A 23,827-nucleotide genomic window follows, 5' to 3' on the forward strand; every position below is an offset into this window, starting at 1 on the left:
TCAGGCGCCGTCATCCATCATGGTCAGGACAATCTTGCCAACATGCTGCCCGCTATCCATTCGCGCATGTGCCTCCCGCACGTTTGCCAATGGATAGGTGGAATCAATCACAGGGTGCGCGGCGCCCTTGGCCAGCAGCGGCAGGACATTCTCCTCCAGTGCGCGGGCCAGCGCCGCCTTCATTTCGACAGGCCGGGCGCGCAGGGTCGATCCGGTCCATGTCAGCCGCTTGGTCAATAGCTGCAACATGTTCAGCTCTGCCTTTGGTGGCTTTTGAAATGCGATCTGCGCGATACGCCCGTCGATGGCCACCGCCTCGATATTGCGCTGCATGTAGTCGCCGCCAACCATGTCGAGGATCACTTCGGGACCATTGCCATCGGTGGCTTTCTTCGCCTCCGCGACGAAATCTGCGGTCTTGTAGTTGATCGCGACGTCAGCGCCATTCTTGAGCGCAGCGGCACACTTGTCGTCGCTGCCACAGGTTACCAAGACCCGGCACCCCAGCGCCTTGGCCAGCAAGATTGTCGTGGTGCCGATGCCAGAGGTGCCGCCGTGGATCAAGATCGTCTCACCCGCCGTGAGGCCCGCGCGCTGGAACACGTTGGACCAGACCGTGAAATAAGTCTCGGGGATCGCGCCGGCCTCTATCATGCTGACGCCATCGGGCACAGGCAGCGCATTCGTCTCATGCACCACGGCCCATTCGGCGTATGCGCCGCTGGGCACCAGCGCCATGACGCGGTCGCCTTTGGCAAAACGGGATGCGCCAGCGCCAAGCGCCTCGACAGTGCCCGCCAGTTCAAGGCCGAAGATATCGGATGCGCCGGGCGGCGGCGGATAGTTACCCTCGCGCTGCATCACGTCGGGGCGATTGACGCCTGCCGCATGGACGCGGATCAGGATCTGGCCATTACCGGGTGTGGGCCGCTCGGTCTGGATTACGTCCAGCACGTCGGGGCCGCCCGCGCCGCTGGCTATGACGGCTTGCATCATGTCGCTCATGTTGTTCCTCCGCTTCGGTATCCGCGCTGGGCATGTGCGTGCTCGCTCCCTCCCCGGAGCGGACAAGCGCCCTTTGAGCCGACCAGATCTTTGTGCGGTGACCCTCGCAAAGAGGGGCGTTGGCGCATAAGATCTAACATTGGGCACGGGTACGTTATTTGTTATAACAGTGTAAGCCGAGGAGATGGGTATTTGTCAACGCGCAGTTTGAAAAATGATATAAGCGGCGGAGATACCCATGCGTGGGCCATCCCGATTGCCAAGGAAAATCTAGGGGATAGAGCTTATCTTGCCCTGCGTGCCGCGCTGATGGGCGGGCAGCTGAAACCGGGTGAGAAATTACGATTGCGCCCCATGTCCAAGCGATTCGGCATCAGCGCGACCCCCATGCGCGAAGCATTTCTGCGGCTGGTTTCGCTGGATGCGCTGGCGCTGGACGCGCGCGGCACCGCTATGGTGCCCGAACTGACGCTGGCCGAGCTGATGGAGATCCGCAACATCCGCATTGATCTAGAAGGGCGCGCTGCCGCTGCCGCCGCAACCCATGCGACGGCGGCGCAGATCGACATGCTTGACGATATGCACGCCCGCCTGTCACGCGCCTTTGATGCAGGCGATCACGCGCTGGCGATCGATCTGAACACACAGTTTCACCTGCTGCTCTGCCGTGCGGGCGGGATGCCTATCCTGTTAGAGATCGTCGAAAACTTGTGGGTCCGCTGCGGCCCGCTGCTGTCGCATCTTTATGATGGCGGAAATCCGTTTCACGAGGTTCATCCGCATCTGACGGTCATCGAGGGTCTGCGCGCGCGCGACCCGGAGGCAACACGCGCCGCGATCTGCCACGATATAGAGCATGGCGGTCAGGGCCTGCTACACCATGTCAAAAGTGCGGATACCCGCAGGGAGTTGGAAGACTAACACCTGAGAGCGTCATTGATAGCCAGCCCTGTGGGTAGCGCGTGCCTAAATGATGTCCTGTTGGGGCTAAATTGTTGCACAACCACACTTAATTCGGGAACTCTTGCGTTTTGGCTACTGGCCAAGCGGGATTGCTGCTAAGGCGGTCCGGACATGCATGAGAGCACCTGAATGCAATAAAGGTCGGGAGTGTGAGACGTGCCTACGTTCACAATTGTAGACAAGGACAAGGATCCGCTTGGTCCTAATGAAATCAACGCCGGTGGCACGATCCACGTCAACGACGGCGATGTCTTTGTTTTTGACTCGACGGCGGATTCAAAGACGACGTTCCAATCCGCGAGCGGAAGCGTCACCGATTTCTCTGTCCAGATCAACGACAGCAATCCGAACAAGTTCGACATCGACTTTAAGGATAATCTGAGCCCTACGATTACAATCGCCGACAACGCTGACCTGTCGGATATCAAGATTGATGCCGACAAGGCCGAGTCCGTTCAATTGACGGCTGGGGATAACGTCACGCTGGGCGAATACAAAGGGTCCAAGGATGGCGCGGATACGCTCGTCATTGGTGACGACTTCACCACGTTATCCAAGCTAAAGACCGAAGGCGGCGACGATAGTATTTCTATCGGCGATCGCGCGAATATCGAAGAATTAGACACCGGCAAAGGCAACGACTCGATCACCATCGGCGACGATTTCAATGGCAAGAAGATTAAGACCGACGATGGCGACGACATCATCCGGCTTGGCGCGAATGCCACTCTGGACGAAGTCGATGGTGGCAAGGGTAACGATGTCCTGATCACACAGTCACCGGGTGTCACAGGCAAGAACACCGAGTCAATCAACGTTGTCTGCTTTGCGCGTGGGACATTAATCAGAACCGCGACGGGTGAGCGCCCTGTTGAGGACCTCGTTATCGGTGATTTGGTCCTCACCGCAGACAATGGTTTGCGACCAATCGGTTGGATCGGCGCGCGAGCGCTGTCCCAAACGGACCTGGAACAAAAGGCAGAGCTTCGCCCCATCCGTTTTCGCCAAGGTGCCCTTGGTGAGGGATTGCCTGCCATGGATCTGGTGGTTTCGCCCCAGCACCGAATTCTGTTTCGGTCACGGATTGCAGAGCGCATGTTTGGCAACCGAGAGGTTCTGGTGGCGGCCCGGATGATGTTGGGCCTGCCCGGCGTGGAAATCGTGGAAACCAGCGATGGCGTTACCTATTTCCACTTTATGTTCGATGCCCATGAGGTGGTTTTTGCCAACAGTTCCCCGACCGAGAGCATGTTCGCCGGACCGCAGGCGATCCTTGCCCTTGATGCCAAAGCGAGGGCGGAAATTGCAATGCTCTTTCCTGAGCTTCTGAGTGCTGACACGAAACCTGTCCCCGCGCGCCCGTTTCCCGGCAACGGACGCCTCGCCCGAAAGCTTGTCGACCGACATGTGGCCAACAACCGTTCGGTCGTCGCGTAGACCTTTCCCTATTTTTGCCAAACGGAAGTCCAGACCACTGTGATACGAGGCATCGGGCAACAGTCGCCTTGGGCCGCGCGTAGCCGCCTTTTCAGCAATTGCCATGCAATGCGTGCAGCGCTTGTGGGGTTATTAGCCACACGAAATTGGTATCTGCTTGTTGTCAGAGCTTCACACGTCTCAGCCGCAAGGCATTGGTAATTACTGAAACTGAGGACAGGCTCATCGCCGCGGCAGCGATCATCGGCGACAGAAGAAGCCCGAACACCGGGTAAAGAACGCCTGCGGCAATCGGCACGCCCAATGCGTTGTAGGCGAAGGCGAAAAACAGGTTCTGCTTGATGTTGCGGATGGTTGCACGGGCGAGGATGCGCGCTTTGACGATGCCATTCAAATCACCGCCGAGCAGCGTGATCCCAGCACTCTCTACCGCCACGTCAGCCCCGGTCCCCATCGCAAGGCCCACATCGGCAGCGGCCAGTGCGGGGGCGTCATTGACGCCGTCCCCGGCCATCGCGACCTTGTGTCCCTTAGCATGCAGTTCGTCGACCAGTTTCTTCTTGTCCTCGGGCAGCACGCCCGCGCGAACGTCGTCAATACCAAGCTGCGCGGCCACGGCTTTTGCAGTCCGCTCATTGTCGCCCGTCGCCATAATGACCCGCATCCCAGCCTCGTGCAGCGCGCGGATAGCTTCTGCGGTGCTGTCTTTGATCGGATCGGCAACGGCGACGATGCCGACAATCGCGCCATCCACTGCCACAAACATTGCCGTCTTGCCGTCAATGCGCAGCGCATCGGCCTTTGCTTCGGCCTCGTCTGTGCCAAGCGACAACTCCTGCATCATTGCGCTATTGCCAAGAGCCACGTCGCGTCCATTGACGCGTCCCCGCACGCCCTTGCCAGTGACGGCCTCGAACCCTTCGGTATCGCCCGCCGTGACGCCGCGTTCCTTCGCGCCGTCGACGACAGCCTCTGCAAGCGGATGTTCAGAGCCCTTCTCGAGCGCGGCGGCAAGCGTGAGGATTGCGCTTTCGTCCTCATTTGCCAGCACCACGACATCAGTCAACTTGGGCTTGCCCATTGTGAGCGTGCCGGTCTTGTCGACAATCAGCGTATCAACCCCTGCCATCCGTTCCAGCGCTTCGGCATCCTTGATCAGCACGCCCGCTTGCGCCCCGCGTCCGGCCGCAGTCGTGATCGAGATCGGCGTAGCCAGCCCAAGGGCGCAAGGACAGGCGATGATGAGCACCGAGACAGCCGACGCGATGGCAAAGACCAGCGCGGGTTGCGGTCCCCAGATCAGCCATGCCCCAAACGCCAGAACGGCGATCGCCACGACCGTGGGCACAAAGTAGCCGGCCACACGGTCGGCCATCCCTTGGATCGGCGCCCGCGATCTGCGCGCATTCGATACCATCTCGACGATCTGGCTCAACATGGTATCGGCGCCTACCCGGGCCGCCTCGATCACGAGCGATCCGTTCTTGTTGATGGTGCCGCCAGTTACGCGATCGCCCGGCCCCTTTTCCACCGGCAGCGGCTCGCCTGTGATCAGGCTTTCATCGACGGATGATGTGCCATCGACCACCTCAGCATCCACCGGCACCGCATCGCCCGGCCGCACTCGCAGCCGGTCGCCAACGACGATATTCTCTAGTGGTGCGTCGTATTCCGACCCATCTGGCAATATCCGCCGGGCCGTCTTGGGTGATAGGTCGAGTAGCGCGCGAATTGCATCGCCCGTCCGCTCGCGGGCCCGCAGTTCAAGCACTTGCCCAACGAAAACCAGAGCGATGATCACAACAGCAGCCTCAAAATAGGTGCCGACAGCATCACCCATCCGATAAATCTCGGGAAAGACGCCCGGAAGGAAAGTCGCTACCAGCGAATAAGCATAGGCCGCGCCAACCCCGAGCGAAATCAGCGTCCACATATTCGGCGAACGGTTCAGGATCGATGACCACCCCCGTTTGAAAAAGGGGAGGGCGGCCCAGAGCACAATGGGCGTGGCGAGCACAAATTCGATCCAGACAGCGGTGCGATGCCCGACCCAGTCGCGCACCGGAAAACCGACCATTTCGCCCATCGTCAGGATGATCAGCGGCACGGCTGCCGCCGCGCTGATCCACATACGGCGGGTGAAATCGATCAATTCGCCGCTGGGCTCATCCGAGGGCACCATCGGCTCCAGCGCCATGCCACAAATCGGGCAGTCACCGGGCGCATCGCGCACTATTTCGGGATGCATCGGGCAGGTATATTGTGTCCCGGCAGGGGCGCTGTCCCCCCGATCCGCAGCATTTCCCGAGACATAGTAGAACGGATCAGCATTGAATTTGGTCTCGCATTTCTCAGAGCAGAACCAATAGGTTTCGCCGCCCCCCTCGACATGTCTGCTTTCGGGTTTCATCGCGACGGCCATGCCGCAGACTGGGTCCTTTGCGCTCTCGACCCCATCTGGATTGGTGGATTTCGCGTCGTGGTGGTCGTGTTCCATGGCCTGCCAACTTCCTTCTGATTCGCTTTAGGCTGGGGCATCCAGCGACTGGAAGCTCAAGCCTTTTTTCAGCGATGGTCGCGATTGCCACCCCTTATCGCAGCTCGTGAGAAAAGAACGCGCTCGAACAGAAGCGTCGCCGCTGTTCTCGCCTGTCTCTCACCGCAAGGATGACAAGGGGCGCCAGCGTCAGCGCACTTAGCCCGATGGCCACCCAAGCAGACTGCGCGGGCTCTTCACTGGCGGCTTCACTTCCGCAATGGGCGAGGACGAACCTGGGATAATTTCCGCGGGGGTCGCTAACGCAAAACGCCAGAACTACAGAAGGCTGAGTCCAGTGGCGTAACTTACAAAGTCAAAAGAGAGGAGCGACATCAATCGACTGGCGAAAACTGTCAGGGTTAGGCACGGGGCTGTTTGCGACTGAATAGCCTGTGCTGCGGCCGCAATGATCTCTGCCAGAAGCGTGTTCAGTCTGCGCGATGTGTAAATTCGTTGCGTTGAATACCAGCGTCGTTTCTGCGGGCTTTGCCGAACTCCGAAATCACTGATCCCCAAACGTCAGGAAAATTGGAGACAAGTAACCAGGTACAGGAATGTTGGCGCGTGATTTCAGATTGGTTTTAGCGCGTCTATCAGCGTGCTTGCGATCCGGCCTTCCGCAAGGCTTTGAATGTAGTTTTTACGGCGTTCCACGAAGTCAGCACCAAGAACCACTTCGTTCGCTTGCCTTTGAGCGGCTGTAGATACCTTTCCAGACAGCTTATTCTGCCGAGCCAGTTCCAAATGAGCGCCAGTCTCGTCCTCAACGGAAAGAACTTCGAACCCTCCAGTCCTGAAAACATCGATAAGAGTTTCGCGCGTGTGAAGGTGGCTGCCCTCAACGCTCCGCGCCCAAGGTAAGGGGTAATGCGGATCGCCCGCCAACTGGGTTACCTCGGTCCAAAGCAACCTGCCTCCCGGCTTCAAAACGCGGAAGCATTCGCCTACCACTGCCACCTTGTCCGGTAGGTTCATCCCAACATAGAAGCTGTAGGCGTGGTCAAAAGTATCGGCGGCGAACGGAAGATTTGCGGCGTCGGCCTCAACGAATGTGAGCAGATCGCCGAGGTTACACAAAGTGGAAATTTCTTTCGCCGCCAAAATGAAATCCGGCGTCAGATCGATGCCAGTAATGCGACAGCCAAAAGTGGTTGCAAAGTAGCGAGCCGGTCCGCCGATGCCTGCCCCGATATCCAAAAGGTGGGCATCTTTCGCCGGATGAAGTCTTGCAGCGTGCTCTTGCGTCGCCAGCAATTCTCGGCCGTGCAGTTGGTCAAATGAAAAGACTTGATTTGCCGTCAGCGCTGCGCCCTCGTCATGGGACCGGGGGACTGCGGCAAGGATACGCGCCACGATATCGGTCGCGCCATAGTGCTCTCGAACCGAGAGCGTCATGAAGCGAGACCCTGCCGGGCAGTCGGCTTTTCTTCCTTGGCTCCGGCGAACATCCAGAACATCAGTAGCGTACTCAAAACGACGATTATGGATCCTGGAGGAGCCAGTACCCCTCCACCGCCATTGTCGATGTCATACTTTCCAGCCACCAAGACAACTGCGCCGATTTGGTAGAGTGCGAACTGCGGCATGGCCAATCTGTTTTCCAACAGTGATGGCCAGTTGCGATAAATGAGACCGAATAACACGGAAACTACGAACCCGAGTAAGTTGGCGTGTGCGTGTGAGTTGGAAAACTGCAACTGATCAGTGATGCCAAGATAGACCCCGAACACCATCCCAAGGATCAGCCAAACGAAACCTGCACTTATATAGAGACGATCAATCTTCACGACCTTACACTCCCATTTTAGAAGCTGGCCGCTGGTCACGTATTAAGGAACGTGGTCAGACAGTTTCACAATTGATGCGCTTGATTCAGAATTATGGCAATTCAAATCTTAGGCCAGACTTTATTACAAGATCGACAGCCACACCAATCGGAACCCGCGAAACGTCCACACATGATCACAACAAAGTTGGTCGCCGCAACATGCGCCAATGGCAGCTTTCGGCCGGTGGCCAGCCCGACTTGGATGCCAAAAATAGATCTACCCTGCGGCACATAAGAACGTGATCAGGCCCAGGGCCCGGCTCGTCTCCCGTTCCGCGGGTTGGTCGTACGGCTGCCGGACGTGGGCCGGCTGGCAACGCCGGAGGATTGTCCGCGTTGCGCTGCCATTGCTCGAAGAGCGGCCACGCGGTTCTCGGTCGCAGGATGAGTTGCGAAGAGATTGTCGTGCTTATGCGCGTGCAGCGGATTGATGATGAACATATGAGCTGTCGCCGGGTTGCGCTCGGCCGCGTGATTGTCGATGCGAGCCGCACCTATGGCGATTTTATCCAGTGCCGAAGCCAGCCAGAGCGGCTGGCCGCATATCTCTGCTCCGGCCTTATCTGCCGCATATTCCCGCGTCCTGCTGATCGCCATCTGCACCAGTGCCGCCGCCATAGGTGCAAGAAACATCATGAGCAATGTACCAATCAGTCCCAGCCGCTCCCGCGATTCGCCAAAGAAAAGCGCGAAGTTGGCCAGCATCGAAATCGCACCGGCGAAGGTTGCTGTGACGGTCATGATCGCGGTGTCGTGGTTGCGGATGTGTGCCAATTCGTGGGCGATCACACCCGCCAGCTCTTCACGTGTCAGGCTACGCAGCAAGCCGGAGGTTACCGCAACGGCCGCGTTCGCTGGGTTGCGGCCGGTGGCGAATGCATTCGGCTGCGGTGTGTCGATCAAATAAACCTTCGGGGTTGGCATGTTTGCTTTCCGCGCAAGCTCGGCGGTTAGGGCATGAAGACCCATCCGATCGCCCGGTGGCGCCGGTTGAGCGTTGTGCATACGCAGGACCATGCGATCAGAGTTCCACCAAGTAAAAGCGTTCATTGCCGCTGCGAAAACAAGCGCGATCACCGCACCGCCCGAGCCGCCGATCAGGTAGCCCACGCCCATAAAAAGCGCGGTCATCGCGGCCATCAGCATGGCTGTCTTTACATAGCCCATTTTGGTCTCCCGTACGCCTCATTGAGGTAACGATGGAAATATGGGGAGGGTTTCGACCTGTGCAAGCATGTGCGGTCAACGCATCGCGAACCGGAGGTTCGAGGAGACGTAGTTTTATGGCCGGTTGGTGCCGGTTATGTCAGAGGGATTCAGGGCCCTAGGCTACATGCTGCGTTGGCGCAGGGCCGCGCCGCCCCCATTCCAGCCATCCGGTAGGCCGCTCTCCATGTCTTGGTAACGGCTGGAATCAGCTCTTGTGTGCCGAAATCAACAGCATCATCGGCCGCTCCAGTTCTTCGGCCAGATCTGGAAATTCGGCAATCTGCTCAGGCGTCGGCGCAAACTCAATCATCCGGCGCAACTCGAACCCTGATCCGATCAGCGTATTGATTGTGATTGCCAAAGTCCGATGGTGCTTCACCACGCCCTTGGCGAACCAGTCCGTGTGGCGTTCGCCCACAATGGAATAGCCGTTAACCGTCCAAGTCTTCTGACCGTCTTCATCCATCGTCCAATGCGGATGGGAGGCTGCCATAAAGATCGGATGTTCGATCGTGAAGACCAGGTCGCCGCCCGGCACCAATGCCGCATGCATCATGCGGACCAGCCGCTCAAAATTACGTACATAATGGAAGGTCAAAGCGCTGTAGACCAGATCGGAAGCCGCCTCAGGCAATTCAAGGGTTTCCAGATCGGCAATCCGGTAGTCGATACAAGCATCCATGGTTTCGTCTCTCGCGCGCTCGATCATGTTGCGTGACAGATCGAACCCCAGAACCGAGGCCGCGCCCTGTTCGCGGAACCAGCGGGACGCCCAACCGAAACCACAGCCGAGGTCGACCACCCTCTTGCCACTCAGGTCTGGCAGCAGGGCACGGATCGCAGGCCATTCCGGCGCGCCTTCTAGTCCTTTCACCTGCCGGGGAAGTCGGCTGTAGCCCGCGAAGAAATCGGGATTGTCGTAGATATTCTGTGCCATCTTTGTCTCCTGAGAAATGGGAGGGCAAGGCACGTTTTCCGCGCCAAACAACCGAGTTTAGAACGGCGAGACCGAGGCGGCAATCAGCGTGGTCAGATCGCGTGATCGGCATTTCCCTCTCACCCATTCGGGATTTTTCAACAAGGGTGCCGGAGAAGTCAAATTCCTTGAGTTGTCGCAACAGCATCAGACTGACGTTGAAGTGGCCAGAATGCTGCACCATGCACCAACGGCTGCAATGGTGGCGATCTATGTCTGGAGTAGGCCTCTCACGTCGATCAGACGGTTGGGATAATCAGAAGGCTTGCCGCGTCGTCGCATGTCCGCACTGAGCCCATTTTGACCGATGCTGCACGTTGCATGAATGTCTGCTCTACGACGGTGATCCACTTGCCATTCCAACAATCATTGCACCGAGTGCAACAAGATGGACCAGCATCAGGGCTTTGTCGTTCCACATGGCACCGACAGCAAACCACCCCAACACACCGATCAGAAACAGGTATAGGTTCCATGGTGTGCATCCGAACCCTGCCGCGGTGTAGCCCATGATCTGGATGATTGACGCGGACCATTTGACCACAAAAACCATGCTGTCAAATCGTGGGCGCGCGACGATAGCATCAGACGGCACGGGTCAATCCCCCGTCAATACGCAGGTTTTGGCCAGTGATGTAGCCGCCATCTTCGGAGGCGAGCAACGAAATCACCGAGGACACTTCTTGCGCTCGCCCATAGCGCCCCATCGGAATGCGCGCGCGGCGATCTTCGGTTTCGGGGAGACTGTCGATGAAGCCCGGTAATACGTTGTTCATGCGGATATTGTCAGCCGCATATTTATCGGAATAAAGCTTGGTGAAAGCGGCAAGACCCGCCCGGAAGACGCCCGAGGTCGGAAACAGTGGGTCAGGCTCAAACGCCGCAAAAGTTGAGATATTGATGATCGTGCCGCCGCCCTGCGCCTGCATGACAGGCGTGACAAGCCGCGTCGGCCGGATGACGTTCATCAGGTAAACTTCCATGCCCAAATGCCAATCATCATCCGAAATTTCGAGCACCGGCCCCTTGGGCCCGTGGCCTGCGGAGTTGACCAGAGCGTCGACACGGCCCCAGCGGTCGACAGCGCCTTGAACCAATGCAGACAGGTCATCGGGGTTGGTGTTGGATCCCGTGACACCAAAGCCGCCTAACTCAACGCCAAGCGCCTCGCCTTTGCCCGACGAAGAGAGGATACCCACCTTGAACCCATCGGCGGCCAACTGGCGGGCGGCATCTGCGCCCATTCCGCTTCCGCCTGCGGTGATTAGTGCCACTTTTTCTACTGACATTGTTCTCTCCATCTCTATTTTGATCTATCGATACTACAATTCCGTAGATCTCTCTCCTGAGAATTGATGCTTCATGCCTGTAGGAAAACTATCGCCAAATGTCACAACTTCCTCCCCTCAACGGGCTACGCGCATTTGAAATGGCTGGCAGGGTTCTGAATTTCCGTGCTGCTGCGGATGAACTGGGCGTCACTCAAGGTGCCGTCGCACAACAGGTGCGCCAGCTTGAGACGCATTTAGGGGTGCCATTGTTTGAAAGGTTATCCAAAGGGCTGGCGTTCACTTCGGCGGGTCGGAGCTATCACGTGAATGTCGCCGCGGCGTTCGAGGCACTTCGCAGTGCGACCGATCAACTCAAGCCCGAACCCGGAAAAGTGCTTGTCAGTGTCACGCCAACATTCGCTGCAAAATGGTTGATTCCCAACTTGCCTGACTTTTCGGCAAAGCACCCTGATATCGACCTTCGCATTCTGGCAACAGAAAAGGTTTCAAGCTTTCACGGCGACGGGATTGACCTTGCAGTCAGGCAAGGAAAGCCACCATTTGGTGCCTCCCTCGACGCTCACCTTCTGTTTCGTCAAGAGGTTATTGCAGTCTCAGCACCAAGCCTTGTTTCCGAGCACACTTTGCCTGTCAGCCCTCAGGCCATGTCGTCTATGCCCAAACTTCATGACGCGCATGATCTCTGGCCAGAATTTCTGGGATTGTTGAATATCGAGGACAGAGGAGGTCGTGGGCTGCGCCTTAGTCAAACGTCCTTGGCCGTGGATGCAGCACTTTTTGGTCAGGGCGTGGCTCTGGTAAGCCGCTTTCTTGTGGCTGCGGAACTTGAAGCCAAGCGATTAGTCCAAATCACACCACAAAACCTGACCGGCGAACGGGATTTCTACCTGCTGGCCACGCGAAAATCCAAGCAGAACAGCGCGATCGATTCCGTGGTGGCGTGGTTATTAGAGCGAGCTGAAAGGTAGCCCTTCCCTGATTGTGGCCATTGGAGCAGCCGCGGCGAAGAACCGTTTTGTCCGCAGAGCAGACCTCCATGGTCGACGCAGCGACCGGCAGGATCGAGCCCAAATTGACACGGTCGAGGCAATGTCAGAAGCTCTCGAAATGAACGCTCAAACCATTCATTCTTATTGGATAACAGCATCTGGCCGCGAAGGTTGCTCTGGGTCGGTCGATGCCCGTTTTCCCTATTGGAGCTTCACAAAAACCGTAATTTCGATTTGTGCGTTGAAGTTGGTTGAAAGCGGAAAGCTCGATCTGGACGCCAAGCAAGATGGAAAACCTTACACACTTCGTCAGCTTCTGAATCACACCTCGGGTCTCCCGGACTATGGGCAATTTTCCGAATATTATTCAGCCGTTGCAGCCAACGAAACGCCTTGGCCACGCGACAAACTACTTGATGTGGCGCTTGCAAATGGAATGTTGTTTGAGCCGACACAAAGTTGGTCGTATTCAAACATAGGCTACATGTTCGTGGGCGAGTTAATCGAAACGACGACAGCAAAACCGCTTCGCAACGTCATCGCCGACATGGTCTGTAAGCCCTTGGGGCTGAATAGCATTGAGCTTGCAGAAACTTGCGAACAGTTTCGGCATCTCCACAGGAAAGCCGCGACGGACTATAATCCAAAGTGGGTCTACCATGGGTGTCTGATCGGGAACGCACCAGATGCCGCGCGGCTGCTGCACGCACTTATGACGGGTCAACTGTTGCTACCAGCGACCATGCGCGAGATGTTAGATGCAAGATTCCTTGGCGGCGCTATTCCCAACCGTCCATGGACAGAATATGGATATGCGCTTGGCCTAATGTCTGGTGCCGTGAAAGGTGCAGGTAAGGCGGTAGGCCATTCTGGTGCTGGACCGTTCAGTGTAAACGCGGTCTATCATTTTCCAGATCTCAGTGACCCAATCACTGTAGCCTCGTTCACAGACGGGACCGCTGAGGGTGTCGCCGAGTTTGCAGCGGAGAGGTTAGCCGAAAGTCAGTGACTGCGTCGCCCGCGCAACCGTCATTCAACTTCGAAAATGCTGCAGAGAGTATGAATGGCAGCTTCTGGGCGGGGACTCGGGCGGTCTCGAAAGATCAGCAATGGGCCGTGAAGGACGGTTTCATGTTAGCCAAATGAAGAATTGCTGTGGGGCGGCTCTCGCCAATGCTCGGGTCTTAGTCCTATCCCGATGGCGCGCGCTGGAAGGCCTCTTAACACCGAGAATTTATCCAACAGTTTGAGGAAAAATGGCGGACGTGGTGGAGATTTCGTGTTCAGCGCTGGTTCCAGAATAAACCTGTGAGCCATCACCTGGGCTTTCTGAGTCACCTTTGCTGGCCAAGCTCGGCGCTTTTGCACTTGAGAAAGGCCTTTTGGTCCGACCGACCGCGTTAAAAGAGACGGCCCCAAAAGGCGTGCAGTCGCCACGGCGTCTTGTATGGCAAGATTGATGCCGACCCCGCCCACAGGAGACATCGCGTGAGCCGCATCGCCGATACACAGGAATCCGTCACGCCACCATTTTGTGAGACGGTTTACTTGCACAGTCAGCAATTTGACTTGATCCCATGAGGTTAAAGCCAGGGTAGCTTCCGCGAGCTCCGGGGCAATCGCAGAAATTCTCTGGCGAAACGCCTGGAGTCCTTCCGCGCGAATGACATCCGCGGCCCCTTTTGGGAATGGCAAGGCGCACTGCCAATAGTCACCGCGATTAATTTGAACGAGAAACCCGCCCGAGCCAATCTGCCCTAGCGATTCCGGTGCCTTTGTTGGTTTTCTGGGCAAACGCATCCAAAATACGTCAATAGGCGCACCGAGGTCCTTAACCTCCAGTCCAGAGGCGTTGCGAAGTGTGGAATCTCGCCCATCCGCCCCAATTGTAAGGTCGGCATGAATGGCAAACGATCCCTCTTTGTCACTTGCTCTCACGCCGACAATTTGCCCCTCACAATAAATCAGGTCTTCGGCTTTGGTAGATTGGAGAAGCTTAAAGCCTGGATATTTGCGCGCTGCGCCGGCCAGATAATCAAGGAAATCCCATTGCGGCATCATTGCAATATATTTGCACTGCGTGGACAGCCGACCAAAATCAGCAATATTAAAGCCTTGTCCCGCAACCGTCACAGATACTTGGCGGATTTTTTGATAAGAGCGAGTGAGCAATCCGGTTAATAAGCCCAACTCATGGAACAGCTCCAACGTCGATGGGTGAACTGTATCTCCGCGAAAATCACGCAGGAAATCAGCGTGCTTTTCCAAGACGATAACGTCGACCCCTTGCCGCGCCAGAAGGTAGCCCGCCATCATTCCTGCGGGGCCACCACCGGAAATAACACACTGAGTCTCTAATGACCGCATGACTTCCCTTCCTCAACCTAATTTCAGTTCACGCATGTCCTACGTCAAGGCGAAGCAGTCAGGTTTGTTGCGCAAAGCCCCCGATGGAACAGAGATAGAGCACCTGTCTGAACCTTAAAAACAACGGCCATTGCCGCGCGCCTTGAGCTTTCTGAGCAGATGCAGGCAGAGTGGGAAAGGTGGTTTGGGGGATGAGCAGATCAAACCCCTTCGAGTTACTTATGACGAGCTGTCTGCTGCCCCCTACGCGACCCTTCTGCGGGCTCTGCAGGCGCTCGAATTGGAACACGAGCCGAGAGACGAAGTCACGACCCCCGTAGCAAAGCTGGCAGACGCCACAAATCAGTCATGGCTGAACGGTATCGATCAGATATTATTGAGATTGGAATTAGATGCATTGATCGACATCGGCATTAATATTTGTCATGAAAGTCTTCAGCGACGAGCGTGTTGCCAATCCGTGCGACCTCTTGCACTAAAATATTCAAGTCGTCTCGGATGGTGCGGTGGTTGTTGATTGCGGCACGCAGGCAATGGCGGCCTTGTACGGTCGTATCGGATACCGCGGCAACTCCGGTCTCTTGCATGCGGACCATAATTTCAGTGTTTAGTCGCTTGAGGGCCTGTTCCGATAGCCCGCCGGGATCATAACGAAAGCAAACGATGTTGATAGTCGTTGGGAAGCACAGCTTTAATTCGGGCGCTGCATTGATTTTTTCCGTTAGATAGCGGGCATGTTCGAGATCCTGCTCGATTAGGCGACCGAACTTGGCGACCCCATGTTCCTTAAGTGCCATCCAGACCTTGAGCGCCCTGAATCCGCGCGACGTCTGGAGCCCAAAATCATGCAGCCACTCGCCTGATGCTATGCCGCGCGGGGCGTTTTCCAGATACTCGGGCGTCACGGTAAACGCGCCTTTATGCAGTTTGGCATCCCGGACTAGGGCGCATCCTACTTCGAATGGCGCATGCAGCCATTTGTGCGGATCAAGCGCAATTGAATCGGCCCGCGCTATCCCCCGAACCAGCGCCTTTCCCTTTGGTGCAATGGCCAAAAGTGCACCAATGCAGCCGTCGACATGAAGCCACAGCCCCTCCTCGGAGCAAAGGTCGGCAATCGCCTCCAGATCGTCGATCGAGCCGGTATTGACTGTTCCGGCAGTCGCTATCACGCATGCCGGGCTTACTCCGTTTGCCCTGTCTTGGGCGATTGCTGCCCGCAAGGCGACGACATCCATTCGGCAGTTGGCATCGGAGCGCACGCGGCAAAGGGCCCGATTGCCCAGCCCCATGGCCTCTAACGCGATCTGGTGGCAGGAATGGAGCTGATCAGAGCCGTAAAACCGCATGGGAGCCTTTAGCGCACCCACACCGAGTTCGCGCAAATTGATGCCTGACATTTTATTGCGAGCTATGGTCAGGCCAATCAGATTTGCCATCGACCCGCCAGAAACCAGCGTGCCGCTCGCTTCCGCTGGATACCCCATCATCTCTTTCAACCAGCTGACGACCTGTTTATCGATCTCGGCCGCGGCGTGGTCGCCACCGCCGAGGTTCGACCCAAGGATGGCCGCCAGAAAATCACCCAACGCCCCGGTGAAGTTGCTTGATCCCATATACCACATCCAGAAGCGCGGATGGATGTTGCCCATGGGATAAGGCAGCATGTCGGTGACAAGTTGGTTGTAGACCTGTTCTAGCGGCTGGCCCGTTTGCGGGGCTGGGGATCGAAAACGCGCGCGCACGTCGGAAGGGATGTCTTGCCAAACGGGCCTGTCGCGCACGTCTTTTGTATAGTCGACCGCGTCGTCAATAATTCTGCGAGCGAGATCGCGGAGTTGCTCCCAGTCCGCAGGGTCGAGAGTTTCGTCGCCGACGTGCTCTGCATCATTCGTGTTAGCATCCATAGCCCGCTTCTCCAAGTTGTGGAGTTCGTCAGTATCGGTGACCATCAGGGCCCGACCGGATCTGGCCTCACCACCACGGTAGCCGCAATCGGGATAAAATCATCGCCAGGCATACCCACACGGCGTGCATGTTCTTTGATCGCCTCGCCGTCGATGGCTTCATAGATGCAGCATGTGCCCAGTCGTCCGTCCGGCTCGTCGATGACGTATGACCGTATCCAGCGCAGCTTGTCGGCCATCTCATCATTGCCGACCTTGCTTGAGAGCGCTGCGGCCTTTTCCAATTCGCCTTGGTTTGCCCAAGCGCTTTGGCGGCGGATCATGTAAAGTTGCATCACGTTTCTCCTTGCGTTGCGGCACCTATTCGGCGGCCATTTGGAAACTGGGCGTTGACTGTGACAGCGCCACCTCTTCGTCAGTCATGTCTTCGGGGATCATTTCGAAAAGCGGCGTTGACATGTAACGCTCGCCGGTGTCGGGCAGCATGCAAAGGATGACGGTGCCCGGTTCCGACCGTTCGGCGATCTTTATGGCGACCGCGAATGTTGCGCCGCCTGAGATGCCCGTCAGAATGCCTTCCTTCTGCGCGAGCTTCTGCGCCCAAGCGATACCTTCGGGGCCGGCAACAGGGATCAACTCGTCGTAAAGGTGGGCGTCCACCGCTTCTTGCAGCACATGGGGTATGAAGTCGGGGGTCCAGCCCTGAATCGGGTGGGGCTCAAAGGCCGGGTGGCTTCCGGCAGGTGCGCCGTCCGCGTCTCGGGATTGAACCTTGCCACTGCCAAGTAGCTGCGCATTCCCCGGCTCCGTCAGGATGATCTTCACTGCGGGGCGCTCGCGGCGCAGCGCGCGGCCTACACCCGTCACCGTGCCGCCAGTGCCGTAGCCGGTGACCCAGTAATCGAGCCGTTGACCCTTGAAGTCTGCAAGTATTTCGCGCGCAGTCGTATTCTCGTGGATGCGGGCGTTGGCATCCGTTTCGAACTGGCGAGCGAGGAACCAGTCATTTGCCTTGGCCAATTCGACCGCCTTGCGATACATGCCAAACCCTTTTTCAGCACGCGGCGTCAGCACGACTTTTGCGCCCATCATCCGCATCAGTTTTCGACGCTCGATCGAAAAGCTGTCGGCCATCGTCACCACCAAAGGATAGCCTTTTGCCGCGCAAACCATCGCCAATCCGATGCCGGTGTTGCCCGAGGTCGCTTCGACAACCGTTTGGCCAGGGCTCAGGCTTCCGTCCCGCTCAGCCTCTTCTATGATGCTGAGGGCCAGCCTGTCCTTGACTGATCCGGCCGGGTTAAAGAACTCAGCCTTCACGTAGATCTCTACGCCAGATGGCGCGAGGGCGTTGATCCGTATCGCTGGGGTGTCCCCGACGGTTTCGAGAATACTATCGAACAGCCTTCCCCGCCCTTGTGTTGTTCGCATTGCACTATTTCCCATTGTCCTTCTCCGTTGTTGAAATGCCGCACCCGGTTTGACAATGCGGGCAAGCCCGCAGCGCGCCCGCCGTTCGGCACCTTGGTTAAGCTCTTCCTCCTGAAGCTACTCTGTCAGCCACGGACGTGCTTGATGAAGCCCTGAAGAATTCATGCAGAGATGTGCGATTTTGTCGTATATTCTGGCATGACTTGGGTATTTGGAGAATTCCGGCTCGACCCCGAGCAATTCCAACTCAGCCGGTCCGGTGAACCCGTGCAGGCCGAGCCGCAGGTACTGTCGCTGCTGATTCATCTCATCCGACATCGCAACCGCATGGTGACGAAAGAGGACCTTGTCGATGCTGTCTGGGGCGGGCGGGCCGTCTCGGACGCCAGCATTTCCAGTCGCATCCGCTCGGCCCGGCAGGCGGTGGACGACGACGGCGTCCGGCAGGCGGTCATCCGCACGGTGCATGGTTGCGGGTTCCGCTTTGTCGCTGACGTGGGCAGTGTCCCGGCGTCAGTTGTGGGCGCGCCCGACGACAGGACGGCTGTGCATCCGGTCGGGCGTCCATCGATTGCCATTCTGCCGTTTCAGCCGCTTGGGCTGTCGCCCGATCTTGCCGTGTTGGGAGAAGCGATTCCGCACGAGATCATCGAAGCGCTGTCGCGGCTACGGTGGCTGGCGGTTATCGCACGCGGCTCTTCTTTTCGGTTCCACCAACCCACCCCCGATCTAGATGCTGTGGCAACGGCGCTTGCGGCGCGTTACGTCCTGTCCGGTATCATCGAAGCCCAGAATCGCACTGTGGCGGTGACGCTGGAACTCACCGACACAAACTCCCGCGAAGTGTTGTGGGCAGACCGGCTCGTCGCTCGCCTCGGTGAAATCGACGACTTGCGGGCGCGCATCGTCGTGCATCTGGTTTCTGCACTGGAGATGCACATACCCTTTCATGAGGCGCAGATTGCGCAGTTGAATGGCCCCGAGGGGCTGGATGCCTGGGCCAATTATCACCTTGGCTTGCGACATCTGTATCGGTTCACGGCGTCTAATACGGCGCTTGCACAAGCCTGTTTCACTCGCGCCATCACGGCAGACCCTCGGTTTGCGCGCGCCCATGCCGGGCTGTCCTTCACAAGTTTTCTGGACGCCTTCCTGCGCCAAGGCCCTGATCCCGCAGGTGCCGCGCGCGCTTCTCGGCGGCACGCCGAACGCAGTCTTGAACTCGACGCTCTCGATCCGTTCGCAAACTTCACCATGGGTCGGTCATACTGGCTGACGAACCAGCCCGAGGTCGCGGCAGATTGGCTGGCGCGCGCGACCACCCTCAACCCGAATTATGCCCAAGGCTTCTACGCCTCGGCCTTTACCGCCATGATAGCGGGGGATGCACCCGCCACGATGGCCGGTCTGGACACGTCGCTGCACCTCAGCCCGCTCGATCCGTTGCTCTATGGCGTTCACGGTGTTCGTGCGCAAATACTGCTCCAGCAAGAAGACTATCAGGCCGCAGCCGATTGGGCCGACCGCGCCGCCACGGCGCCTAGGGCACATTATCTGATCGCCATGATCGCGCTGGCAGCGAACGGACTGGCCGGGCGCGACAATCAGGCAACCCGTTGGCGGCACGAGGCGCTTAGGCTCAAGCCTGATGCAACTGCGAACGATTTTTTCGCCGCCTTTCCGACACGCGATGCCCTGTCCCGCAAAAAGATAGCTGCGGAACTGAGTCGAAATGGGTTTTAACGCTGATGAGGCATCCGGCGCCAAATTGTTTTTGTTGGGAATCCACGCTTTCTGAATCTCTGCCCCCAACGGCTGTTCCGATGTCTTGTGGGTCTCTAGGAAGCCCGGAGAGTGACTGCCTTGCCGCAGTTTCGGCAGGTTGAGGTTCAGCGTCCCCAGCAGGTAAGAGCGTATTAGCAGCGATACAGCGCGCCGCCAGCCGTGCGGGCATGTCGCCACTCGCGCCGCGCCGCCCACCTGAAATCAGTAGTTCTGCACCGTATCTGCCACGCCAAAGACGGAGCCGACGAGGCCCAGTATCGTGCGCACGGACGTGACCGACGATTCGGTGGCCAGCACGGTATCCTCTGGCTGCACCAGAAATTTCCGCGCGGCAAACAGGCCATCTGCGGTCGTCATGTCGAAGGCAAAAATTACCTGCGCTTTGGACGGCCCCGTGCCATCAACGCGCAGCGCGGTCTGGCCATAATCGCGCAGGACCAGCACCCCTTTGGGGTTTGCGCGGTTGTCAGACAGCCCCCCGATCAGCGACATCGCCTCCAATGCAGTAATTTCTTCTTGCTCAAAGCGGATCAATTCTTCGATTCCGGTGGCGCCGAAGGCCGTGAAATAGCGTTTGTCCTCTAGCACGAGGATATTGTCGCCGCCCCGCAAGGTGATGTTGTGCGATGCATCGGCAAACAGCCGTTCGGCGCGGATATCATAGGTGCTACCGCCGCGCTGGAGCCTGACGATGGGATTGCGCAGACCGGGCGCGATACCACCGCCTTGGGCGATAACGCTGAGGATTTTGTAGTTACGGTCGGGCATGGGAAAGCTGCCCGGACTAACCACGCCCGATATCAAATCGACCGCATTGTTTGGCCCTGGTGTCATCTCTAGCTGGACCTGCGCCGACGGGACGATTGCGCTGATGCGGTTCTGGATCTCGCGGCGGGCCTGTGCAGGCGTTTGGCCGTTGATGACCACCTCGTCCAGATATGGCACGAATATCGTGCCCGAAGGCGACACCGTCAGCCCCGGCAACTGCACGGATTTCACGTCGCGCTGGGTTAGCAGGGAGTTTTCCTGATTATCCCAGATTGACAGGTTCACCTTGTCGCCGCTGCGGATTACGCTGCCTTGTGGCCCGCGTGTGCCTGTCGGCCAGCGGTAACTGCTATTGGTTCCGGTGCCGGGCCAATGGGCGACGGCGGCGGCATTTGCGCGGCCGACGCGCACCACCTGAAAGGCCGACGTGTCGGAGCGTTCTTCGTTGACGATCTCGGATGTCAACGCGGCGCCGCGCGGTAGGGTGCATGCGGATAGCACCGTCACGGTCACCGCAACGGCGGCCCATTTTGACGCACCACCGATAGATTTGATCGTTCGGTTCACGCTGATGCCCCCCGCGTCAGTGAATGCCGTGGCCCCCGTTGGAGCAATGTTGAGTTCCTACATCCCGCGCGGGATGCGAGACAACCCAAAAGAGAGTACACTGCGCTTCCTTCGCGTGGTGGTGCCTGTGAAAATCCGCCTGTCGTAGTTAAAATTCGGTCCCAATGGGCGCGAAAGGCGGATCGCCGCGCATGCGCAACTTTGAGATCGCATTGCCATCACCCCATTGGGTTTTATCATGGTCCACCCCGTTGCGGCGCGATAGCATAAGAGCCACTGGTGAGTAGATACGGGCGGGCAGGTGCAATGGGCGAAAACTGGGTTGTTGTGGGCGGCGGCGCGTGGGGAACGGCGCTGGCTTGTGCCTGCGTGCGGGCCGGACAAAGCACCGCGCTTCTGTGCCGTGACGCTAAGGTTGCGGACGCGCTCAGCACCCAAGGGCGCAATCCACGCTATCTGCCGGATATTAACCTGGCCGAACGGATTGCAGCCACGACCGACCCCGCGGTCTTGCAGAATGCAGGGACGATAATCCTGGCGATTCCGGCGCAGTCGCTGCGCGGCGCGCTGCCTGCCCTTGAACCGCACGTTCCCAAAGACGCCGTTTTGATCAACACGGCCAAGGGGATCGAGGTGGCGACCGGCCATTTGCCCAGCCAGATCCTTGCCGAACTGTGCCCCGGACGCCCGCAAGCTATTCTGTCCGGCCCCAGCTTTGCCGTCGACGTAGCGGCGGGCAAACCGACCGCCGTGACGCTGGCCGCTGGCGATGATGCGATTGCGATGGCGCTTTGCCGGGCGCTTAGCTCAGACGCGTTTCGCGTCTATGCCAGCAGCGATGTGGCGGGGGTCGAAACGGGCGGCGCACTGAAAAACGTCTATGCGATTGCCGCCGGCATTGTCGTCGGCATGGGTTACGGCGAAAGCGCGAAGGCCGCGCTGATCACACGCGCGTTTGTCGAATTGCGCCGTCTGGGAACCGCGATGGGCGGGCAGGAACAGACGTATATGGGCCTATCGGGGTTTGGCGACCTGATGCTGAGCTGTGCGTCGCCGCAATCGCGCAATTTCGGCTATGGCATGGCGCTGGGCCGGGGCGAGGATCTGGCCGGACGCCCGCTGGCAGAGGGCGCAGCAACGGTAAAAATCGCCGGACGGATCGCCAAGGAGCACGGCGTTGATGCGCCTATCCTACAGATGACCCGCCGCCTTCTCGCAGGCGAGGTGACGCCGCATGACGCGATGCAGACCCTACTGGCACGTCCCATCAAAGAAGAGTTCTGAGGCAGGGCACACGGATCTCAGCGTAGACGTTTGAACACCGTCTTGAGCATTATTTCCCAATCGTAGCAGAACGACCGATTACGCTGATAAATCAGGTCTATGTGCGCCTTGCGCGGCACGCATCGCGTAGCATAGACGCGGTCCGTCTGCGCAGCGCCATCGCAGCGCGACAGCAGATATTCCTCATGCTCGTGAAAATAAAGAGTAGCGAGGCCAGTAATGCCGGGCCGCGATTTCAGCACTTCGGCATATATCGCGGGAAACCTCTCGACATATTGGCGCAGGGGCGGGCGCGGCCCGACGAGGCTGATATCGCCTTTCAGCACGTTGATGATCTGTGGCAGCTCGTCCAGCCGCGTTCGCCGCAGCATTTCGCCAGTGCGCGTCAGGCGGTCCGCTTTGTGCGCGCCCGACACGCCGCTGTCGTCTGCGCTGGGACGCATGGTGCGAAATTTGATCAGGCCGAACGCCTCGGTTGGCGTCCTCATCCGCTCTGCCACGTAGAATATGGGCCGACCGTCACGTACCGCGATCAGGATGGCGACCCAGATCATCACCGGCAACAGGACTGTGCCCAGCGCGATCACCGATATGAAATCGAAAAAGCGTTTGAAGGGGGTCATGGTGCATCCCCAAGCTTCGCCCATTGGTCCAACATGTGCCGCGCGGTGGAGGCGTCAGGATCAAAGGCATGCAAAGCGTCCAGCGCGCCGCAGTTCAGCGTGATGCGCTGCACGGCCTCTGGAGGGGCGGGGCGCGCGGTGTAGGGTGCGCCATGCGCCTCTAGGAGTGTTTCCATGGCGACGGGCATCGGCGCGCCGATGTTCAATGCACCCGGCAAGGTATCACCGGCATGCAGCAGTGTTTCCAGCACCTGTGCCAGCGTGCCGGGGCCAATATACGTCCGCAATGGGCCGCGCCCGTCGGCAAACCGGTCCAGATGCACGGGGTTTCCCGCGCTGGCCGTTGCGGCGTTCACCATCAATGCATCCGCGCCCAGCACGTTGCCGATCCTGAGGGCGCAGGTGGGTAGGCCGCCCTCTATGCTGCGTTCCGCGTCCAGCTTGGCCTTGCCATAGGTATTGGTGGGGATGGGGGTGTCGGCCTCTGAATAGGGGCGGTTTTGGGCGGTGCCGTAGACCGCCGAGCTGGACGCCAGCAGCATATGCGCCGCGCCTACCTGCGCCGCTGCCGCGTGGCAGGCGCGCGCGATTAACTCGTTTTGCGCCATGTCCGCGCCCGGGCCCGGAGTAACGCCGGCCAGCACCAGCAGGCGGTCGAACGGGCCGTGCGCGGCCAGCGCATCAGGGCCATCTGCCGCGTCCCACGCGATTTCGCCGCGTTGCCGCGTCTGGTACGTGAGTGCAATTCCGCGCGGCGGCGCTGCCTGCCAATAGCGGCGCAGCATCCGCCCCACGCGGCCTGAGGCGCCGATCACCAAGACTCTCAGATGTTGCGTCACGCGCACCTCGCAAGCGAA

The 23,827-nt window shown here is 58.5% G+C and carries 22 protein-coding genes; 7 read left to right on the forward strand and 15 right to left on the reverse strand.

Annotation, left to right across the window (positions count from 1 at the left end; translation table 11 throughout):
* Complete coding sequence (locus tag MK6180000_RS01145; RefSeq protein ID WP_138933057.1) at nt 1-1,005, reverse strand: NAD(P)H-quinone oxidoreductase; 1,005 nt, start codon at nt 1,003-1,005, stop codon at nt 1-3.
* Between the two features lie 192 nt (nt 1,006-1,197).
* Between MK6180000_RS01145 and MK6180000_RS01150 the strand changes: the two genes are divergently transcribed.
* Nucleotides 1,198-1,926 carry a GntR family transcriptional regulator gene (locus tag MK6180000_RS01150; protein ID WP_246040388.1) on the forward strand — a complete coding sequence of 243 codons (729 nt, stop codon included), beginning with the start codon at nt 1,198-1,200 and terminating at the stop codon, nt 1,924-1,926.
* A 198-nt stretch (nt 1,927-2,124) separates the two neighbouring features.
* On the forward strand, nt 2,125-3,405 hold the full coding sequence (locus tag MK6180000_RS20540; protein WP_246040389.1) for a Hint domain-containing protein: 1,281 nt from the start codon (nt 2,125-2,127) through the stop codon (nt 3,403-3,405).
* Between the two features lie 163 nt (nt 3,406-3,568).
* On the opposite strand, the gene MK6180000_RS01160 is transcribed toward MK6180000_RS20540, so the two are convergent.
* The 7 genes from MK6180000_RS01160 to MK6180000_RS01190 all read right to left on the reverse strand — a co-directional run bounded on the left by MK6180000_RS01160 (nt 3,569) and on the right by MK6180000_RS01190 (nt 11,246).
* The gene (locus MK6180000_RS01160) at nt 3,569-5,902 is read right to left on the reverse strand and encodes a heavy metal translocating P-type ATPase (protein ID WP_138933059.1); all 2,334 of its coding nucleotides are present in this window, start codon (nt 5,900-5,902) and stop codon (nt 3,569-3,571) included.
* Between the two features lie 612 nt (nt 5,903-6,514).
* Nucleotides 6,515-7,297, reverse strand: a complete 783-nt coding sequence (locus tag MK6180000_RS01165; RefSeq protein ID WP_212751857.1) for a class I SAM-dependent methyltransferase — start codon at nt 7,295-7,297, stop codon at nt 6,515-6,517.
* A 38-nt stretch (nt 7,298-7,335) separates the two neighbouring features.
* Nucleotides 7,336-7,731 carry a hypothetical protein gene (locus tag MK6180000_RS01170; RefSeq protein ID WP_138933061.1) on the reverse strand — a complete coding sequence of 132 codons (396 nt, stop codon included), beginning with the start codon at nt 7,729-7,731 and terminating at the stop codon, nt 7,336-7,338.
* A gap of 284 nt (nt 7,732-8,015) precedes the next feature.
* On the reverse strand, nt 8,016-8,939 hold the full coding sequence (htpX, locus tag MK6180000_RS01175; protein ID WP_138933062.1) for a zinc metalloprotease HtpX: 924 nt from the start codon (nt 8,937-8,939) through the stop codon (nt 8,016-8,018).
* Nucleotides 8,940-9,186: 247 nt separating this feature from the next.
* Nucleotides 9,187-9,918, reverse strand: coding sequence for a class I SAM-dependent methyltransferase (locus MK6180000_RS01180; RefSeq protein ID WP_138933063.1), 732 nt, complete (start codon nt 9,916-9,918; stop codon nt 9,187-9,189).
* Nucleotides 9,919-10,291: 373 nt separating this feature from the next.
* Nucleotides 10,292-10,552 (reverse strand): DUF6552 family protein, encoded by a 261-nt coding sequence (locus MK6180000_RS01185; RefSeq protein WP_342777692.1) that lies wholly within the window; start codon nt 10,550-10,552, stop codon nt 10,292-10,294.
* Complete coding sequence (locus MK6180000_RS01190; protein ID WP_138933064.1) at nt 10,542-11,246, reverse strand: SDR family oxidoreductase; 705 nt, start codon at nt 11,244-11,246, stop codon at nt 10,542-10,544. The genes MK6180000_RS01185 and MK6180000_RS01190 overlap by 11 nt, the downstream gene beginning before the upstream one ends.
* A 98-nt stretch (nt 11,247-11,344) precedes the next feature.
* Between MK6180000_RS01190 and MK6180000_RS01195 the strand changes: the two genes are divergently transcribed.
* Together MK6180000_RS01195 and MK6180000_RS01200 are read left to right on the forward strand one after the other, a co-directional pair.
* Nucleotides 11,345-12,217 carry a LysR substrate-binding domain-containing protein gene (locus tag MK6180000_RS01195; protein ID WP_138933065.1) on the forward strand — a complete coding sequence of 291 codons (873 nt, stop codon included), beginning with the start codon at nt 11,345-11,347 and terminating at the stop codon, nt 12,215-12,217.
* Between the two features lie 121 nt (nt 12,218-12,338).
* Entirely contained in the window at nt 12,339-13,247 is a 909-nt protein-coding gene (locus tag MK6180000_RS01200) for a serine hydrolase domain-containing protein (RefSeq protein ID WP_246040390.1), read from the forward strand.
* A 125-nt stretch (nt 13,248-13,372) separates the two neighbouring features.
* On the opposite strand, the gene MK6180000_RS01205 is transcribed toward MK6180000_RS01200, so the two are convergent.
* The gene (locus tag MK6180000_RS01205; protein ID WP_138933066.1) at nt 13,373-14,605 is read right to left on the reverse strand and encodes an FAD-dependent oxidoreductase; all 1,233 of its coding nucleotides are present in this window, start codon (nt 14,603-14,605) and stop codon (nt 13,373-13,375) included.
* Between the two features lie 184 nt (nt 14,606-14,789).
* On the opposite strand from MK6180000_RS01205, the gene MK6180000_RS20975 reads away from it, so the two are divergent.
* Entirely contained in the window at nt 14,790-15,122 is a 333-nt protein-coding gene (locus tag MK6180000_RS20975) for a Stf0 family sulfotransferase (RefSeq protein WP_212751858.1), read from the forward strand.
* Here MK6180000_RS20975 and MK6180000_RS01215 read toward each other — a convergent pair.
* Genes MK6180000_RS01215 through MK6180000_RS01225 form a run of 3 tightly spaced genes read right to left on the reverse strand, consistent with a single transcriptional unit; the run spans nt 15,019 to nt 17,958 of the window.
* Nucleotides 15,019-16,512 carry a pyridoxal phosphate-dependent decarboxylase family protein gene (locus MK6180000_RS01215; RefSeq protein WP_138933068.1) on the reverse strand — a complete coding sequence of 498 codons (1,494 nt, stop codon included), beginning with the start codon at nt 16,510-16,512 and terminating at the stop codon, nt 15,019-15,021. The genes MK6180000_RS20975 and MK6180000_RS01215 overlap by 104 nt on opposite strands.
* Before the next feature lie 44 nt (nt 16,513-16,556).
* Complete coding sequence (locus MK6180000_RS01220; RefSeq protein ID WP_138933069.1) at nt 16,557-16,847, reverse strand: nickel-binding protein; 291 nt, start codon at nt 16,845-16,847, stop codon at nt 16,557-16,559.
* Between the two features lie 25 nt (nt 16,848-16,872).
* Entirely contained in the window at nt 16,873-17,958 is a 1,086-nt protein-coding gene (locus tag MK6180000_RS01225) for a PLP-dependent cysteine synthase family protein (protein ID WP_138933070.1), read from the reverse strand.
* Nucleotides 17,959-18,141: 183 nt separating this feature from the next.
* Between MK6180000_RS01225 and MK6180000_RS01230 the strand changes: the two genes are divergently transcribed.
* Nucleotides 18,142-19,686, forward strand: a complete 1,545-nt coding sequence (locus tag MK6180000_RS01230; protein ID WP_171054490.1) for a winged helix-turn-helix domain-containing tetratricopeptide repeat protein — start codon at nt 18,142-18,144, stop codon at nt 19,684-19,686.
* A 243-nt stretch (nt 19,687-19,929) separates the two neighbouring features.
* On the opposite strand, the gene MK6180000_RS01240 is transcribed toward MK6180000_RS01230, so the two are convergent.
* On the reverse strand, nt 19,930-21,063 hold the full coding sequence (locus MK6180000_RS01240) for a polysaccharide biosynthesis/export family protein (protein ID WP_246040391.1): 1,134 nt from the start codon (nt 21,061-21,063) through the stop codon (nt 19,930-19,932).
* Between the two features lie 279 nt (nt 21,064-21,342).
* Here MK6180000_RS01240 and MK6180000_RS01245 point away from each other — a divergent pair, with 279 nt between their 5' ends.
* Nucleotides 21,343-22,347: an NAD(P)H-dependent glycerol-3-phosphate dehydrogenase gene (locus MK6180000_RS01245; protein WP_246040392.1), complete on the forward strand. Its 1,005-nt coding sequence runs from the start codon at nt 21,343-21,345 to the stop codon at nt 22,345-22,347.
* Nucleotides 22,348-22,364: 17 nt separating this feature from the next.
* Here the strand turns inward: MK6180000_RS01245 and MK6180000_RS01250 are convergent, their stop codons facing one another.
* Both MK6180000_RS01250 and MK6180000_RS01255 read right to left on the reverse strand, forming a co-directional pair.
* On the reverse strand, nt 22,365-22,970 hold the full coding sequence (locus MK6180000_RS01250) for a sugar transferase (protein ID WP_138933072.1): 606 nt from the start codon (nt 22,968-22,970) through the stop codon (nt 22,365-22,367).
* Nucleotides 22,967-23,809, reverse strand: a complete 843-nt coding sequence (locus MK6180000_RS01255; RefSeq protein WP_171054491.1) for an NAD-dependent epimerase/dehydratase family protein — start codon at nt 23,807-23,809, stop codon at nt 22,967-22,969. Before MK6180000_RS01255 ends, MK6180000_RS01250 begins: the two co-directional genes overlap by 4 nt.
* Nucleotides 23,810-23,827 lie beyond the last annotated feature (18 nt).

It is taken from the genome of Roseovarius arcticus, assembly GCF_006125015.1.
Taxonomy (GTDB): Bacteria; Pseudomonadota; Alphaproteobacteria; order Rhodobacterales; family Rhodobacteraceae; genus Roseovarius; species Roseovarius arcticus.